The following is a 14,156-nucleotide window of genomic DNA, read 5'->3' as shown; positions in this document are numbered from 1 at the left end:
TAAGTTTAAAATCTAACTTCGTAATATATTATAGACCAATAATTCAGAATTATCAAGCAATTCTGAATTATTTTTTTCTTATTCTGTTCCAATCTAGTTTTCATATTCTTAAAAAAGTGATAAAATGGTAGGAAGAATTGGAGAGTAGAGATGCCAAAAGAAGTGAATTTAACAGGCGAAGAAGTTGTCGCCTTAACCAAAGAATATTTAACAGAAGAGGATGTCCATTTTGTCCATAAGGCCTTGATCTATGCGGTGGAATGCCATAGTGGTCAATATCGCAAATCAGGTGAGCCTTACATTATTCACCCTATCCAAGTGGCAGGTATTTTAGCCAAACTCAAACTAGATGCCGTAACGGTTGCCTGTGGTTTCTTGCATGATGTGGTAGAAGATACAGATGCGACCTTGGACGATTTGGAAAGAGAGTTTGGTCCCGATGTGAGGGTAATCGTAGATGGGGTTACCAAGCTTGGTAAGGTCAAATACAAGTCTCACGAAGAGCAGTTGGCTGAAAATCATCGCAAGATGCTCATGGCCATGTCTGAGGACATTCGTGTTATCTTGGTCAAACTGTCTGACCGCTTGCACAATATGCGGACCCTGAAACATCTTCGAAAAGATAAGCAGGAGCGGATTTCCAAAGAAACCATGGAAATTTATGCCCCACTTGCCCACCGTTTGGGGATTTCTAGCGTTAAATGGGAATTGGAAGATCTATCTTTCCGTTATCTCAATCCAACGGAGTTTTACAAGATTACCCATATGATGAAGGAAAAACGCAGAGAGCGTGAAGCCTTGGTGGATGAGGTAGTTACGAAACTAGAAGACTATACGACGGATCGTCACTTAAAAGGGAAGATTTACGGTCGTCCCAAGCACATTTACTCGATTTTCCGCAAAATGCAGGACAAGAGAAAACGGTTTGAGGAGATCTATGACCTGATTGCCATTCGTTGCATTTTGGATACCCAAAGTGATGTCTATGCCATGCTTGGTTATGTACATGAACTTTGGAAACCCATGCCTGGTCGTTTCAAAGACTATATCGCTAACCGCAAGGCCAATGGTTATCAGTCCATCCATACGACTGTTTATGGACCAAAAGGGCCGATTGAATTCCAGATTCGGACCAAGGCTATGCACGAGGTGGCTGAGTACGGGGTTGCGGCTCACTGGGCTTATAAGAAAGGCGTTAAGGGCCAGGTCAACAGCAAGGAATCAGCTATTGGGATGAACTGGATTAAGGAGATGATGGAGCTCCAAGACCAGGCCGATGATGCCAAGGAATTTGTGGATTCAGTTAAGGAAAACTATCTGGCTGAGGAGATTTACGTCTTTACCCCAGATGGAGCTGTCCGTTCTCTTCCAAAAGATTCAGGACCGATTGACTTTGCCTACGAAATCCATACCAAAGTCGGGGAAAAAGCAACTGGTGCCAAGGTCAATGGTCGCATGGTTCCACTGACAACCAAGCTCAAGACAGGGGATCAGGTTGAAATTGTCACCAACCCGAACTCCTTTGGGCCAAGCCGTGACTGGCTCAATATGGTCAAGACCAGCAAGGCGCGTAACAAGATTCGTCAGTTCTTTAAAAACCAAGATAAGGAATTGTCTGTCAACAAGGGTCGTGAAATGTTGATGGCCCAGTTCCAAGAAAATGGCTATGTAGCCAATAAATTCATGGACAAGCGCCACATGGATCAAGTTCTGCAAAAGACCAGCTACAAGACAGAAGAATCCCTCTTTGCGGCCATTGGTTTTGGAGAAATTGGAGCTATTACTGTCTTTAATCGTCTGACTGAAAAGGAACGCCGTGAGGAAGAACGTGCCAAGGCCAAGGCGGAGGCAGAAGAGCTTGTCAAAGGTGGCGAGATCAAGGTTGAAAACAAAGAAACCCTCAAGGTCAAGCATGAGGGTGGTGTGGTCATTGAAGGTGCCTCAGGTCTCCTCGTACGGATTGCCAAGTGTTGTAATCCTGTTCCTGGTGACGATATTGTTGGTTACATTACCAAGGGTCGTGGTGTGGCTATTCACCGTGTGGACTGTATGAACCTGCGCGCCCAAGAAAACTACGAGCAACGTCTCCTTGATGTAGAGTGGGAAGATCAGTACTCTAGCTCAAATAAGGAATATATGGCCCATATCGATATCTACGGCCTCAACCGTACAGGACTGTTGAACGATGTACTGCAAGTTCTTTCAAACACAACCAAGAATATCTCAACAGTCAACGCCCAACCAACCAAGGATATGAAGTTTGCTAATATCCATGTGTCTTTCGGCATTGCCAACCTCTCGACGCTAACCACAGTTGTGGACAAGATTAAGAGTGTGCCAGAAGTTTACTCTGTTAAACGTACCAATGGCTAATTGTCCTAGCTCTTACTAGAAAGGCTATTATGAAAATCATTATCCAACGGGTTACAAAAGCCCAAGTGAGTATCGAAGGTCAGGTTCAGGGAAAAATCAATCAGGGGCTCCTATTACTGGTTGGTGTTGGACCAGAGGACCAAGAGGAAGATTTGGACTATGCCGTGAGAAAGCTTGTCAATATGCGGATTTTTTCAGACGCAGAAGGCAAGATGAACCTGTCTGTCAAAGATATTGAAGGAGAAATCCTCTCTATTTCTCAGTTTACCCTATTTGCGGATACCAAGAAAGGCAATCGTCCAGCCTTTATAGGTGCAGCCAAGCCTGATATGGCATCAGACTTTTATGATGCTTTCAATCAAAAATTAGCACAAGAAGTACCCGTTCAGACAGGCATCTTTGGAGCGGATATGCAGGTTGAACTGGTCAATGACGGACCGGTTACCATTATCCTAGATACTAAAAATAGATAAGAAAGACCAAGCCCAACCGGCTTGGTTTTTCTCATCTATCATAAAATACTCCAAAATGGAATCGGTTCCTGATAGGCTTGGGGGAAGTCTCTTTGCAGGCTTTGGCTTATGCGATAGGAAGGGATGATGTGTCCTAGGATGAGGAGAGTTCCCTGAAGGAAAAGTGGCACACCACTCAAACATATCAAGGAGAGAATCATCAGGCTATCCCATAGGAGGATTTGTAAGGCAAAACGCCAGAATCGCGGTCTAATCTGGGAATAGAGTTGACTAAAGTGGTCACAAAGCTGATTAGACAGATAGGTCAATAGCACAGGATGAAAGAAAATGAGCCAACCGCTATAAATTAAAATCCAATCCCAAGTAAGTCCCTCTTTAAATGTCAAAAATGCCAGCATGATTCCATCAATGACAAGGAGCTCAATGGTTTTGATGAAGATGATGTTTTTCATGATAAGCCCTCCTTTTTTCATCTGTTAGTGACGTAATATTTTATGTAATTATTATACAATATTTAGTTGGAGCACGAAAGCGTTTACTATCGTTTTTGATATAAAAAATAGATAAGAAAACCCTGAAAATCAAACTTTCAGGGTTGGTAGGGGACTTGAGAAATTAGTTGATTTTTTCGACATAGAGTTGTTTGGCAATGTCCATACTTACTTGTAAGTCCTCGTCTTTACTAAGGATAGTGAAGGTATTGCTGAAGCCATCAAACTGCTTGACTTGGAGCGGATCACCGATGTGAAGTGAGTGCTTGTCCAGATAACTGAGAATGTCAAAACTATCGTGCACCCGAGTCAGGCGGTAGGCGCCAGCCTCCTTGATGTCAGCTAGTGGGAGGTTATTGATTTCAACCAAGAGTTCTCCCTTAGCAGGAATAGTTCCTCCGTGAGGGCAGGTCTTGGGGAATCCTAGTAGTTTATCTAGTCTTTCCACGAACAGGTCAGAGACAGTATGTTCCAAGACCTCAGCTTCCTCGTGAATCTGGTCACTTGTATAGTCTAAATGATGGACTAGAAAAACTTCAATCAAGCGGTGCTTACGATAGAGCTCAGAGACCAATTTGAGGCCGAGGTCAGTCAGTAGATAGCCACATTCCTTGTCCTTAAGGATGAGATTTTCACTTTTCATCCGTTTAATCATTTCAGTTACGGCAGGGGGAGAGACTTGCATACGAGCCGCAATTTCCTTGTTGGTAATTTTATGCAGGTCTATGCCAATTTCATAAATACATTTTAGATAATCTTCTTTATTCGGGGTCATTCGTTTCCTCTTGTCTAATATCTTTATCTAGTATATCAAAAAAAGCTAGATTTCTCTAGCTGTGACTTTTTATGTTATACTTATTGCAAGAGAAAAAACGAGGAGATGTATATGACGAAAATAGCTCTTCTTTCAGATATTCATGGAAATACCACCGCCTTGGAGGCTGTTTTGGCAGATGCTCGGCAGCTAGGAGTGGATGAATACTGGCTTTTGGGAGACATTCTCATGCCAGGAACAGGGCGTAGAAGGATTTTGGACTTGTTGGCTCAACTACCGATTACAGCTAGAGTTTTGGGAAACTGGGAAGACAGTCTTTGGCATGGTGTCCGCAAGGAATTGGATAGTACTCGCCCCAGTCAACGCTATCTCTTGCGCCAGTGCCAGTATGTTTTAGAGGAAATATCCCTAGAAGAAATTGAATTGCTCCACAATCACCCTCTCCAGATTCATCGTCAGTTTGGGGATTTGACGGTGGGAATTAGCCACCATCTTCCTGATAAGAACTGGGGGAGAGAGTTGATTCATACTGGGGCGCAAGAGGATTTTGACCGCTTGGTGACCAATCCGTCTTGTGATATTGCTGTTTATGGTCATATTCACCAGCAGTTGCTTCGTTACGGGACTGGTGGGCAATTGATTGTCAATCCGGGTTCGATTGGCCAGCCTTTCTTTCTAGATGCCCAGTTGCGGAAGGACTTGAGGGCCCAGTATATGATTTTAGAGTTTGATGGCAAGGGCTTGGTAGATATGGACTTCCGACGGGTAGACTACGATGTGGCAGCTGAATTGCAACTGGCTAAAGACCTCAAACTTCCCTATTTTGAGGTTTATTATGAAAGTCTGATCAATGGGATCCACCATACTCATCATCAGGAATTTCTGAGAGAATTGGCCCAGAAAGAGGATTATGATAGGGAGTTAGATGCCTGGTTGAAAGGTGGTAACGATTGACATTACAACTAAAAAGGGTATAATAAAAGAAAAAGAAGAGTAGAGGCAGGGATGTCTCGTAAAAAGGAGAAGAGGATGCAAATTCCAAGTAGATTTACCATTGCGACTCATATGCTGATAATCATTGCCCTAGAGGGGAAGGAAAGCAAGGTGACCAGTGATTTTTTGGCTGCTAGTGTCGGGGTCAATCCTGTCATTATCAGAAAAACCTTGTCCCAGTTGAAGAAGGCAGAGCTGATTTCAGTCGCGCGCGGAACAGGGGGAACAGAGATTGTTAAGGATCTCAAAGACATTAGTCTATTAGATGTTTATCAGGCGGTTGAGTGTCTTGGTAAGACTGGTCAACTCTTCAGTTTCCATGACAATCCGAATCCAAATTGTCCAGTTGGAGCTCATATTCATGATGTTTTGGATCAAAAATTGGAGAGAATCCAACTGGCTATGGAGGCTGAACTTGGTCAGACCAGTCTAGAGCAAGTCGTGGCCGATGCAGAGAGTCAGATGAAGGATTGAATTCTTCTTTAAAACAAGAAAAGCTTATGAGAAGGTTTTTATACTCAATGAAAATCAAAAAGCAAACTAGGAAGCTAGCCGCAAGCTGTACTTGAGTACGGTAAGGCGACGCTGACGTGGTTTGAAGAGATTTGCGAAGAGTATTACCTTTTCATAAGCTTTTTATCTATTCTTCCAAGCTTGGTAACGAGTATCAATCAATAATTGGGTAAGGCGACCCATAGTTTCCCTTTCTTCTTGGGTGAGGGATTGCGCTTGGACGAAGAGATGACGAATGTGTTCGATAGCTTTTAAGGAAGACAGGTCATTGATGGAGCTAATCCCAGCATCTAGAATGGTGCCAAAGAAGAGATCGAAGTAGAGCTGAAGTTCTTCGTCAGGGACTGTCGCCACCCACTCCTTGAAAGTTGTGTCTACTTGTTGACTATCACTGTTGGTCTTATCCAGTTGGACGAAGTGCTTGTCCTCAATCTGCCAACTAAAGGTATCGTGCTGGGCGATACCACCTAAGGCAGTACTGTGCACGATGATTTGCTGGTTAGGGATTTCCATCATCATACCGATAATGGAGCCTTGTGGGATGAAGACCTTGGTTCTATCCATTATCCTTTTATAGCCCTCGGTTTGTGTCAGTTCTTTGTGGAGGCCAGGCGCATCAAAGGTATAAACTGCTGTGATTTGATTTTGCAAGTTTTGCTCAATTTGGCTAGCACCATAGATGGCTAAATTTCCTCCCTTGGAATGCCCAGCCAGAATGACCTTTTGCTTAGGATGTTGGGCAAAAAAGTTCTTTAAATAGCGGAGGGCGTGCTTTTGAGCAGGAATTTCCTTCATATAGGTCAGGTGAAAATCTTCCTTCCAGCCAATGATACTGTCATCAGTCCCACGAAAGACAATCAGATAGGTATCGAGAGTGAGACGGTAGGTCATAGCCGCAAATTGTTTTTGCAGCTCAGGGTCGATGTCATTAATAAAATGGGAGAGTTTGCAATTTTTGAAGCGTTTGTGTTGAGCTAGTTCATCTAATAGATGGAGGCGATTTTTACTGGTTAACATGTTAGACTCTCTTGGAACCTGAGGAGCCAGGTCTAAAAGTCGCTGAGGACTTGTGGAGACCAGATTATCAAAGGAGAGGTAGGTGATTTCTGTTAAGGCTAGAATGTCTAATTCATTTAAAGGAAGGTCGTAAAAGGAATCGTGTGCGACATCTTTCAGATAATCAAAAATATTGGCCATAAGAACTCCTTTCTTTTTATTTATCTTATCACAATCACATAGAATTTACTAGTTGGTTTGTACGAGCTCTCTACATACCGACCTATAATGGTATGATTCAGACACATAGAAGACAGTTTGCTTTTATTTCAAACCTCTAAACATACTTGTTTGTATCTGTTTGTCGTCAATCCCATTCTCTTTTAAGAAATTTTTCATCTCATTTATATCATCAGGTTGGCCGGTTAAGAGATAAATAGCTTGGTTACCGTATTTCACAACCGCATTTTTTAAAAATGCTTGGCTTTGAGAAAAGGTTTCGCTAGCTTTATAAGTTAGATTCGGATTATTCTTACTAAGCTCTTTTAACTCATTATCAAAAATGTTTACTCCTTTGTCTAAATGATTAAGAATGATAGAGCGCTTACCAGCCCACTCTTTCACAACTGGACGTAGAGTAGAAATACCGACATCAGAGGCAAAACAAACCAGTGCTTGGTCATTGTCTTTAACAGATAAAGATAACTCCAGCCAACTCATCTCAATTTTACTACCAGCTGGTAAATGTGTTAAGGTTTCCTTAAACACGCTACCACTATTATGGGTTACAATAAGAATTTCATCCTCATCAGGAGTGGAAGCAAGGGTTAGCCATCGGCTAACCTGATCCTCCTTTACTGGACTTTTGTCTGGACCAAACGAGCTGTCAGGAAGCTTAAACTGAGCATAGGAGCCAGCTTTCCATATTTGATTTTTTGGTTTTGTGATGTGAACTAAATACAAATCTCCGCTGGGATTTTCAATGGATTTTATCGATAAAGTTTGACTTCGTCCAAGATAGGTAATGATTCCCCAAGATATAAAGCCGAGCACTCCAAGTGTAGTTATAATAATTATGAACATTTTTTTCCCTCGTTTCATTTTTAACTCCTATAGTGTAGTAATTTTCTATGAATGAATAATATTTTTTTTCATTCAATAATTTCCAAAAAATAAAGAAAAGATTTCTTTATTTCAGTATTCCTTTAATGAAGTTGGTTGCTAGTATTTCTACAGTTTTGCTAATATCTGGAAAATCATTTTCTGTGATATGCATATCCATGTAGTAAAATAGGTTGTAAACTTGTAAAATATCTTGAATTTTTTCTGGAGAATGGCCTTCAGCCTGCAAACGATGAGTAAAGGTTTTCACGAGAAATTGATGAAATGGATTCGTGACTTTTCCTTCTTCTGAGGAATAGTAGCTATGCAATTCATCTGCTATGGCAGGATTGTACCATTCTGCAAGGATTTTATTGGAGGAAACGAGTGCTCTGGATTGAGCAAAGAGTTGACTAATAAGATCAATCATATCAATTTCCCAATCCAGTTCTTCGATCATAGTTTGGCGAACACGGTTGTTTTCATCAATATAGATATCTAAAAAAATAGCTTCTTTACTTTCGTAATAGTTATAAAAAGATCCGACTGCCATATGAGCTTGTCTAGCAATTTCTGAAATTCCTGTCGCCTTGTATCCTTTTTTTGAAAAAACTTCATAAGCTGCGGATTTCAAAGTCTGTTTTTTGTCCAATTTGATTCACCTCTTTTCTGAATGAATATTAAATATTGTTCATTCATATCTTAACAAATCTTTTTCAGATTGTCAATCTGAAAGCTAGAACTTTTTACGGATACCACTCGATAAGGAGCTTTTCAATGTTAGAAGAGTATAGAGTGTCGTTTTAACTACACTCAAGGTTTGGAAGAATAGATATAAATTTTGGTTAAGGGGATGTATAAAAGAACTGAAATGAAGGTTGAAAAAATTAAAAATAAAAGGGTAGTGCTGGCACTATGTCTGAAAATAAGGTATGATATCAATGGGGTTATTCACTATCTGTTTTTGAGCTGTTGTGACAAGGAAATGTCAAAAAAGTATTAGATACTAAGCCCTCTATTTATACTAAAGGATTTAAGACTCCTAAAATTAGCAAAGGAGAATCAGATGCACAAGATTTTATTAGTAGAAGATGATCAGGTTATTCGTCAACAAGTCGGAAAAATGCTCTCTGAATGGGGATTTGAAGTGGTTCTGGTAGAAGACTTTATGGAAGTTTTGAGTCTTTTTGTCCAGTCGGAGCCTCATCTGGTCCTCATGGATATTGGACTGCCCTTGTTTAATGGTTATCACTGGTGTCAGGAGATTCGCAAGATTTCCAAGGTTCCCATCATGTTTCTGTCTTCGAGAGACCAGGCTATGGATATCGTCATGGCAATCAACATGGGGGCGGATGACTTTGTGACCAAGTCGTTTGATCAGCAGGTTCTTTTAGCCAAGGTTCAGGGCTTGTTGCGCCGTTCCTATGAGTTTGGGCGTGACGAGAGTTTACTGGAATATGCTGGTGTTATCCTCAATACCAAATCCATGGATTTACATTATCAAGGTCAAATCTTGAATTTGACCAAGAACGAATTCCAGATTTTACGCGTGCTGTTTGAGCATGCGGGCAATATTGTAGCGCGTGACGACCTCATGCGGGAACTTTGGAATAGTGACTTTTTCATTGATGACAATACCCTATCTGTTAATGTGGCTCGATTGCGTAAAAAGTTGGAAGAGCAGGGCTTGGTAGGATTTATCGAGACCAAGAAAGGGATAGGGTACGGACTGAAGCATGCTTGATTGGAAACAATTTTTTCTAGCCTATCTGCGCTCCCGTAGTCGTCTTTTTGTCTATCTGCTTTCTTTGGCATTTCTGGTTTTGCTCTTTCAGTTTTTATTTGCCAGTTTGGGAATTTACTTTCTCTACTTTTTTCTCTTGTGTTGCTTTGTAACCATCTTATTTTTCACTTGGGACATATTGGTGGAAATGCAGGGCTATCGCCAGGAAATTCTCTATGGGGAGAGGGAAGCCAAATCTCCTTTGGAAATAGCTTTAGCAGAAAAATTAGAAGCGCGTGAGATGGAACTCTATCAGCAGAGGTCAGATTCAGAAAGAAAACTGACGGATTTGCTGGATTACTATACCTTGTGGGTCCATCAGATAAAGACCCCCATTGCAGCCAGTCAACTCTTAGTTGCAGAAGTAGCCGACCGCCAACTGAAGCAGCAATTAGAACAGGAAATTTTCAAGATTGACTCCTATACCAATCTAGTCTTACAGTACCTACGTTTAGAAAGTTTCCATGATGATTTGGTCTTGAAGCAGGTGCAAATTGAGGACTTGGTCAAGGAAATAATTCGTAAATATGCTCTTTTCTTTATTCAAAAAGGCCTAAATGTCAATTTACATGACCTTGATAAAGAAATCGTGACGGATAAGAAGTGGTTACTAGTTGTCATTGAGCAAATCATCTCAAACAGTCTCAAGTACACCAAGGAAGGTGGTCTGGAGATTTATATGGAAGGCCAGGAACTCTGTATCAAGGATACAGGAATCGGGATAAAAAACAGTGATGTCCTCCGAGTCTTTGAACGTGGTTTCTCAGGATATAATGGACGCCTAACCCAGCAGTCATCTGGACTTGGCCTCTACCTATCTAAGAAAATTTCTGAAGAACTAGGTCACCAGATTCGCATCGAGTCTGAGATCGGAAAAGGAACGACAGTGCGGATTCAGTTTGCTCAAGTGAACCTAGTCCTTGAGTGAGCAGAGACAATGAGTTTTTACCCAATCTCTTTTTGCTATATTTCAGGATATTTGAAGACTGTTTTTTACAAAACCAATAATAGAATTTTTAATACGGAATATAGTATAAATACTGGTTCAAAGTGAAGTTTTGTATGCTTTATACTTTTGTTGAGTATAAAATCTATAAACTAAGGGTGAATTACAAAAATTAATTTGAGATGAAGTGAATTGTAGACTTGGGAAATGTCTCCTATTCGATTTCAGAATGAATCGTTGATACAGGATTAAAAGAACTGCAACTTTCTTTTTATTTTGAATGAGATAGGTGTATATAGATTTGTGTAACTGGTGTAGAACTGTTTCCAAGAATTTATTGAATGTATCGAATACACACATTCTATTGATTTTGAACCAGTTTTTAATTTCTAAATGTTATAATAGTTTTATCAAGTAAAAGGAGACTGCCATGATTGGAGACAATATAAAATTCTTACGAAAATCACATAATCTGATATAACCAGAATTTTCACGGATTGTGGGTGTGTCACGAAATAGCCTAAATCGTTAGAAAAACTGAAAAAGCTTACTTTCAATAGAAGTATTGGAAATATTCATTTTACATCTATCAAAGAAACATGGGATAGACCTATATTTTACAAAATAGCAAATTATATTTTGAATGATAGTAAAAACTGCAGTACTTGTGTGATTTACAATTATTGCACTCAATGTCCGAGTATCGCACTATCTGAAATAAGGAATAGTAGAGATTGTTCTGCGATATGTAAAAAAAACGCATTAGCAAGGAGTATCGTATATGCTACCATATCTTAAAACTATTAGATGGTATCTCTTCTTTAATTTTCTTTTTGGTGTAGTATCGAATATCTGCACAGCTTTGTTACCGTATTTCACGCAGGCATTAATCAAAGGGGATTATCAAGTAGCTCTATATGGTTACTCTATGTCAGTGGCAGGCTATTTGAGTTGTAACTATATTCAAATGATACTTGATTGGAAGCAGGGGATTATCTTTTCGACTACTTTGAAAAATGAGTGGTTTCGTTCACTTCTGGGACTCAGCCACCACGATTTCAAGCAGAAAACAGTAGCAGAGTATATTTCCTATCAATCTAATGACCTAGATTCGTTGGAAAAGGATTACCTTCCTCCATTGATGAGTTTTATCAAACAAATTTTACGTATCATCATTTACGCTTTCATTATTAGCAGAACAATTAATCCTATTGTATCATTGATTTTAATCTTTTCCACTGGAATTAGTATTCAAATTCCTAAAATCGTTGGGAAGTTGACCGCTAATCGTAGACAGGTTTACTTGAAAAAACAAGGAGATTACTATCGAACTTTGGAGGATTTGCTCATGGGACATCATTTGGTAAATAAACTAACTATGTCGCATTTTTTGAATCAACAAAAGAGTTCCCTAAAGAATTTGCAGGATAAGTATTTTAAGTATGGTTTGACAAAAATTACAGGCATCTTATTGACAGGTGTTTCTTTTGAATTCATTAGTCTTGTTCTGTTTATTTATTTAGCCTACTCTCTATCTCACCAGCAACTCGGTATTCCTGAGGTGGTGGCGAGTTTCGGATATATTAATGCTTTTTCTGAACCAATACAGGAAATCCTTTATGATTTACAAATGTTAGAGTCCGTAAAGCCTGTAATCAAGAGTTTTCAAAACATTGTTGGGAGACCCGTTTCAGTTCAAGCACCTCAACATTCTTTTGATACGATTACTTTGAAAAACATTTCCAAACAACTGGGAGAATCAAAATTGATAATTACTTCCGCTACGATTCAAAAAGGGGATAAAATTGCGCTTATTGGTAAGAATGGGTCTGGAAAAAGTAGTCTTCTCAACATTTTAAATGGAACAGATGAAGATTTTGAAGGACAAATTGTGCTAGATGGGCTTGTTTTGGACCATCTTTGGGGAAGATTCGGTATGATTCTGCAACAAGAACATACATTTATTTCGAGTTATGAAAATAATGTAACGCTATTCAATAGTTTCAATGAAAAATTCAGAGAAGAAGATTTTGAAAAAATTCCACCACAATCCCTGTCAGGTGGTCAGCAACAACGAATGTATTTAAATCGTGAGAAAAATCGTAAAAATCCATTGCTTATCCTAGACGAACCTTTCTCTGCCTTGGATACTAATCAGTTTAAAATGGAATTGGAAAGAGTTCTGGAACTACCAAGTGCCGTCATTGTTACTTTACATCGCCAAAACGAATTATTAAGTAAGTTTGACCAAGTTTGGGAAATTAAGAATGGAGAACTTGTAATTTTGAAATAGCTAAATTATAAAGAATAAAACGCATATTATCAGGAGTTCAGAGGAGATACCGGTTTTTCTTTTTATAATAAGGAATCTAAAATTTCTTGCTTTCTCTATCTGTTCAATTGATAGATTTCGTCAGAGAAAGACTGTAAAATTTTTGATATAATGTTAAGGATGGACTGACGGATATTTAAAAGATAATGTTCAAAAGAATTACAGGTGAGAAGAAAAATATGTCAGTTTGGACAGAAGTCTCTCTCCCATCATCCATGCAGAAATAAGATTATATGAAATAAAAGGAGTAACCAATGTCCGGAAACTATTCAACACGTGAATTCCGCGAGAAACTATATGATGATCTTCATGTTCGATTAAGAGATACAGTGATTTTGATGTGTGCGATTTTTATTGCCTCTATCGGTCTAAATATGAATTCAACAGCTGTCATTATTGGAGCTATGCTGATTTCCCCTCTTATGACACCGATTGTTGGACTGGGGTTTGGTTTAGCTATTTTTGATACGCGTTTAATCAAGCAATCTCTAGAGGTTTTATTTACCCAAGTATTGGTCAGCTTGCTTGTCTCGGCTCTGTATTTCTGGATTTCTCCCTTATCTTATGAAAGTAGTGAATTGATTGCACGAACCTCTCCAACCATTTGGGATGTTCTCATTGCTATTGCTGGTGGGATAGCAGGTTTCATTGGTTCAAGGAAAAAAGAAGCAAACAATATCGTACCAGGAGTAGCCATCGCAACAGCTCTGATGCCACCTATCTGCACTGCAGGTTACGGTTTAGCTAATGGAAATGTACGATTTTTATTTGGAGCTCTTTATCTTTTCTTGATCAACTGTGTCTTTATCATGCTAATCAATATTGTTGGAACAAGAATTTTGATGAGAAAATCTCCCTTAAGTTCATTTAAAGAGCTAAATATTAAAATGAGAATTGGGTTGATATCTTTGATTGTATTATTGATTCTTCCAGCTAGTTATTCAGCAGTCACTCTGACGATAGATCAAGCGCGAAAAGAAGGAATCAAACAGTTTGTAGGAAAAGAGTTCGCCAATCATACGGTCATCAATCAAGTCTACAAGTCAAGGAACAATGAATTAGTCTTGACGGTTGTTGGAGATCCGATTTCAGAAGAAGAATTAGAAACGCTCCACCAAAAACAAGCCTCTTACGGTATTCAATCTGTTCAATTGAAAGTCAATCAAGTTCATAATTCGACAAAATTAGACGGTGAGACGACCAAGGAATTTTATGAAACCATTAACAAGTATATCGATCAAAAACTCTCTGAAAAAGATTCACAAAAAGATCTCGTAAAAGAAAATGAAGCAGACAAGGATTGAGGATATTGACCTTATGCAACTCATGAAAGCAAATTTTGTGTGGTGGTTTGGTCAATCACTACTAGCTCGGATTAAA

13 protein-coding genes are annotated in these 14,156 nt (G+C 39.4%); 8 read left to right on the top strand and 5 right to left on the bottom strand.

Annotated features, from left to right (window positions below; genetic code table 11):
• Positions 1-150 precede the first annotated feature (150 nt).
• The gene (locus tag HMPREF9957_RS11255; RefSeq protein WP_001123786.1) at positions 151-2,373 is read left to right on the top strand and encodes a RelA/SpoT family protein; all 2,223 of its coding nucleotides are present in this window, start codon (positions 151-153) and stop codon (positions 2,371-2,373) included.
• Between the two features lie 29 nt (positions 2,374-2,402).
• Positions 2,403-2,846, top strand: coding sequence for a D-aminoacyl-tRNA deacylase (gene dtd / locus HMPREF9957_RS11250; RefSeq protein ID WP_000691439.1), 444 nt, complete (start codon positions 2,403-2,405; stop codon positions 2,844-2,846).
• A 38-nt stretch (positions 2,847-2,884) separates the two neighbouring features.
• Here dtd and HMPREF9957_RS12875 read toward each other — a convergent pair whose 3' ends face one another.
• Positions 2,885-3,298 (bottom strand): hypothetical protein, encoded by a 414-nt coding sequence (locus HMPREF9957_RS12875; protein ID WP_000789399.1) that lies wholly within the window; start codon positions 3,296-3,298, stop codon positions 2,885-2,887.
• A 163-nt stretch (positions 3,299-3,461) separates the two neighbouring features.
• Complete coding sequence (locus HMPREF9957_RS11245) at positions 3,462-4,112, bottom strand: metal-dependent transcriptional regulator (RefSeq protein ID WP_000188507.1); 651 nt, start codon at positions 4,110-4,112, stop codon at positions 3,462-3,464.
• 111 nt (positions 4,113-4,223) lie between these two features.
• Here HMPREF9957_RS11245 and HMPREF9957_RS11240 point away from each other — a divergent pair, with 111 nt between their 5' ends.
• Both HMPREF9957_RS11240 and HMPREF9957_RS11235 read left to right on the top strand, forming a co-directional pair.
• Complete coding sequence (locus HMPREF9957_RS11240) at positions 4,224-5,066, top strand: metallophosphoesterase family protein (protein ID WP_000160948.1); 843 nt, start codon at positions 4,224-4,226, stop codon at positions 5,064-5,066.
• A 75-nt stretch (positions 5,067-5,141) separates the two neighbouring features.
• Positions 5,142-5,579 (top strand): Rrf2 family transcriptional regulator, encoded by a 438-nt coding sequence (locus HMPREF9957_RS11235; protein ID WP_001166787.1) that lies wholly within the window; start codon positions 5,142-5,144, stop codon positions 5,577-5,579.
• A gap of 162 nt (positions 5,580-5,741) precedes the next feature.
• Here the strand turns inward: HMPREF9957_RS11235 and HMPREF9957_RS11230 are convergent, their stop codons facing one another.
• The 3 genes from HMPREF9957_RS11230 to HMPREF9957_RS11220 all read right to left on the bottom strand — a co-directional run bounded on the left by HMPREF9957_RS11230 (position 5,742) and on the right by HMPREF9957_RS11220 (position 8,373).
• Entirely contained in the window at positions 5,742-6,815 is a 1,074-nt protein-coding gene (locus HMPREF9957_RS11230; RefSeq protein WP_001273802.1) for a DUF2974 domain-containing protein, read from the bottom strand.
• A 123-nt stretch (positions 6,816-6,938) separates the two neighbouring features.
• On the bottom strand, positions 6,939-7,715 hold the full coding sequence (locus HMPREF9957_RS11225; RefSeq protein ID WP_000820257.1) for a ferredoxin reductase domain-containing protein: 777 nt from the start codon (positions 7,713-7,715) through the stop codon (positions 6,939-6,941).
• Positions 7,716-7,803: 88 nt separating this feature from the next.
• A complete protein-coding gene (locus tag HMPREF9957_RS11220) occupies positions 7,804-8,373 on the bottom strand; it encodes a TetR/AcrR family transcriptional regulator (RefSeq protein WP_141562089.1) in 570 nt (189 codons plus the stop codon).
• 408 nt (positions 8,374-8,781) lie between these two features.
• Between HMPREF9957_RS11220 and HMPREF9957_RS11215 the strand changes: the two genes are divergently transcribed.
• The 4 genes from HMPREF9957_RS11215 to HMPREF9957_RS11200 all read left to right on the top strand — a co-directional run bounded on the left by HMPREF9957_RS11215 (position 8,782) and on the right by HMPREF9957_RS11200 (position 14,080).
• Positions 8,782-9,459, top strand: coding sequence for a response regulator transcription factor (locus tag HMPREF9957_RS11215; RefSeq protein WP_000548995.1), 678 nt, complete (start codon positions 8,782-8,784; stop codon positions 9,457-9,459).
• Positions 9,452-10,426 (top strand): sensor histidine kinase, encoded by a 975-nt coding sequence (locus HMPREF9957_RS11210; protein ID WP_000887966.1) that lies wholly within the window; start codon positions 9,452-9,454, stop codon positions 10,424-10,426. The genes HMPREF9957_RS11215 and HMPREF9957_RS11210 overlap by 8 nt, the downstream gene beginning before the upstream one ends.
• 799 nt (positions 10,427-11,225) lie before the next feature.
• A complete protein-coding gene (locus tag HMPREF9957_RS11205) occupies positions 11,226-12,737 on the top strand; it encodes an ATP-binding cassette domain-containing protein (RefSeq protein ID WP_004242726.1) in 1,512 nt (503 codons plus the stop codon).
• Positions 12,738-13,030: 293 nt separating this feature from the next.
• The gene (locus HMPREF9957_RS11200) at positions 13,031-14,080 is read left to right on the top strand and encodes a DUF389 domain-containing protein (protein ID WP_000016478.1); all 1,050 of its coding nucleotides are present in this window, start codon (positions 13,031-13,033) and stop codon (positions 14,078-14,080) included.
• Positions 14,081-14,156: the final 76 nt, after the last annotated feature.

The sequence above is a fragment of the Streptococcus mitis SK1080 genome (assembly GCF_000220085.1).
GTDB lineage: Bacteria > Bacillota > Bacilli > Lactobacillales > Streptococcaceae > Streptococcus > Streptococcus mitis_K.
The sequence above is the reverse complement of the archived record's forward strand: the minus strand, read 5'-3'. Positions and strand labels throughout refer to the sequence as shown.

Coding starts and splice junctions, on each gene's coding strand:
- HMPREF9957_RS11255 (WP_001123786.1), top strand. CDS start 151: ATGCCAAAAGAAGTGAATTTAACAGGCGAAGAAGTTGTCGCCTTAACC.
- dtd (WP_000691439.1), top strand. CDS start 2,403: ATGAAAATCATTATCCAACGGGTTACAAAAGCCCAAGTGAGTATCGAA.
- HMPREF9957_RS12875 (WP_000789399.1), bottom strand. CDS start 3,298: ATGAAAAACATCATCTTCATCAAAACCATTGAGCTCCTTGTCATTGAT.
- HMPREF9957_RS11245 (WP_000188507.1), bottom strand. CDS start 4,112: ATGACCCCGAATAAAGAAGATTATCTAAAATGTATTTATGAAATTGGC.
- HMPREF9957_RS11240 (WP_000160948.1), top strand. CDS start 4,224: ATGACGAAAATAGCTCTTCTTTCAGATATTCATGGAAATACCACCGCC.
- HMPREF9957_RS11235 (WP_001166787.1), top strand. CDS start 5,142: ATGCAAATTCCAAGTAGATTTACCATTGCGACTCATATGCTGATAATC.
- HMPREF9957_RS11230 (WP_001273802.1), bottom strand. CDS start 6,815: ATGGCCAATATTTTTGATTATCTGAAAGATGTCGCACACGATTCCTTT.
- HMPREF9957_RS11225 (WP_000820257.1), bottom strand. CDS start 7,715: ATGAAACGAGGGAAAAAAATGTTCATAATTATTATAACTACACTTGGA.
- HMPREF9957_RS11215 (WP_000548995.1), top strand. CDS start 8,782: ATGCACAAGATTTTATTAGTAGAAGATGATCAGGTTATTCGTCAACAA.
- HMPREF9957_RS11210 (WP_000887966.1), top strand. CDS start 9,452: ATGCTTGATTGGAAACAATTTTTTCTAGCCTATCTGCGCTCCCGTAGT.
- HMPREF9957_RS11205 (WP_004242726.1), top strand. CDS start 11,226: ATGCTACCATATCTTAAAACTATTAGATGGTATCTCTTCTTTAATTTT.
- HMPREF9957_RS11200 (WP_000016478.1), top strand. CDS start 13,031: ATGTCCGGAAACTATTCAACACGTGAATTCCGCGAGAAACTATATGAT.